This window comes from Psychrobacter sp. UBA2514, assembly GCF_002341255.1.
Classification (GTDB): Bacteria; Pseudomonadota; Gammaproteobacteria; order Pseudomonadales; family Moraxellaceae; genus Psychrobacter; species Psychrobacter pacificensis.
The window spans coordinates 448-2,564 of record NZ_DDNS01000053.1 but is presented as its reverse complement, the minus strand read 5'-3'; the positions used below and the strand labels follow the sequence as shown (position 1 = coordinate 2,564).

Sequence of the window (2,117 nt, the reverse complement as noted above, 5' to 3'; positions counted from 1 at the left end):
GACCAGTTAGCCAGTGCTGACCATCGCGTCTCCCAATCCGCTGCGACAGTATCGGTCAGCCAGTCGTCAAAAACTTCAGACGGTGCGGTGAAGTTTGCATCACCATAGCCGCGCATATTATGAAAACTCATACCGCTACCGATGATCAACACCCCTTCTTGGCGTAATGATTGCAGGGCTTGACCTGCTGCCAGATGCGCTTCTGGGTCGAGATCATTACGTAGTGACATCTGTACCACGGGAATATCTGCCTCAGGGAACATTACCTTTAACGGTATAAAGACGCCGTGATCAAATCCACGCGCCGCATCTTGCTCATTTGGAATGCCTGCCGCTGTCAGCAGATTACTGACTCGCTCAGACAACGCGGGCGCACCTGATGCCGGGTAAGCCAAATCATAAGTATGCTCAGGAAAGCCATAATAATCGTAAATCAGATCAGGTTTTGCGCCAGAGGTGATACGAAATTCAGGCGTCTGCCAATGGCCGCTAATGATCAAGATAGCTTTTGGTCGCTCAGGTAATCGAGTGGTAATGCTCGCTAAAAAACTTGCCATACCGTCCCATGTATCCGCAGGTTGCCAATCCATAAAAAAACAAGGTCCTGCGCCATGCGGTATAAAGAATACAGGCAGGCTTACTGCCTCGTTAGATGTGTATATGCTCATCACTTTCTCCTTGTCACTTTTATAAGATGGTTTTATTGGTTGATATAAAGCGGTTAACGTGAGTCATGACGATCTTGAAGGTGACACTTTTTTAGTGTTACTGATAGCCATTAAAGGTAACTATTACACAATCCGCTTAAGCTCGCCCTAGATTTTTTGATAATACCTTATCCATACTTATCGCACCGCCACCTTGTACCACCAGTGCCAGCAGCGCCACCATCAAGGTCAATGCATATTCGTAGCCGCCATTGGCAATGAATAAGCCACTACCGATATGGACAGAAAAAATAGCAACTAACATCGTAAAAGCGGCGATCAATGCTGCAGGTCTCGTTAATAATCCTAATACTAACGCAAGACCACCAAAAAACTCAGCACCGCCTGCTAAGATAGCCATCAGGTAGCCGGGCTCCATACCCATACTGCTCAACCAGCCTGCCGTACCTGCCAGCCCATTGCCGCCAAACCAGCCAAATAGCTTTTGCGCGCCATGTGCCATCAAAATTAGGCCCACAGGTACACGAAGGATTAAGGCAGCTGTGCCAGCTTTCGATGTTAAAACTCTATTGAATAATGAGGATTGCATTGATGAGTACTCCATAACGTAATAGTAAGATAAAGTGTTTAGATATTGGTATAAACATACTTTACTATCATCGTTATGGAAGAGTAAGCCAAGTTATATTGAATAATTATCAACGTAGTGTTGTTAATTGGTTGGACACCAAGACTATCAAACATAGTAAGGGTCTGAAGAAAAGAGTCTGGTCAGTCATCTCATCAATGGGGTTTTTCTGCATTGACACACCGTAAACAAAAGCAGACAGCAATCATCAATAGGTCTGCTACAGTAGCAGCCGCTTCTGATTTAGTATCTGGTATTTGATATTCGGCATTTATTATTTGGCGCGTTGCCAAGCCACCTCCATCTGTCCCATTTTTATGACGCACGACACAAAGGCTTCTCTGTTCATGATCGCATTTATACAAGAAAACCAGCAGTTATTCAGTTTGGCGATGGCGCTATTGTGCATCGTTGTTTTCTTGTGGGTGCTACAATATGTATTGATTCATTATGGCAAGCCCGCGCTCAGTCTGATCTCACGCGGTGAGCTGTGGCTGCGTGGACATATCGCCCGCCTACCCTTGATCACACGTTTACAGGACAAATACCCTGTATTGTTTGGCTTTATCGCCAAGCGCTTTGCCCGCGGTCATTTTTCTGGTCTGATACTCACGGTTTTAACGCTGCTCAATGTATATATTTTGGCAGTGTTTGCAGGTTTGGTTGAGGATGTGGTGGAGGCCGACTCTATCGTGACCACTGATTTGTTTGTATCGCAGCATATGAGCGTACTGCGCGAGTCTGGCATCATAGATATCTTTGTGTTGATCACCAGTTTGGGCTCTACGCCCGTCACTTGCCTGATTGTCGTACTGACTGCC

General features: G+C 45.9%; 2 protein-coding genes and 1 pseudogene. 1 reads left to right on the top strand and 2 read right to left on the bottom strand.

What is annotated here, in order from left to right:
• On the bottom strand, positions 1–668 hold a 668-nt coding region (locus B3V51_RS12760; RefSeq protein WP_286708541.1), incomplete at its 3' end, for a DODA-type extradiol aromatic ring-opening family dioxygenase.
• Positions 669–804: 136 nt separating this feature from the next.
• Positions 805–1,257, bottom strand: a complete 453-nt coding sequence (locus tag B3V51_RS12755; protein WP_071001522.1) for a DoxX family protein — start codon at positions 1,255–1,257, stop codon at positions 805–807.
• 386 nt (positions 1,258–1,643) lie between these two features.
• Between B3V51_RS12755 and B3V51_RS12750 the strand changes: the two are divergent.
• A pseudogene (locus B3V51_RS12750) lies at positions 1,644–2,117 on the top strand (PAP2 family protein); the annotation flags it as partial.

Excerpts from the sequence above, each read along its gene's own strand:
- B3V51_RS12755 (WP_071001522.1), bottom strand. The coding sequence starts at position 1,257 with ATGCAATCCTCATTATTCAATAGAGTTTTAACATCGAAAGCTGGCACA.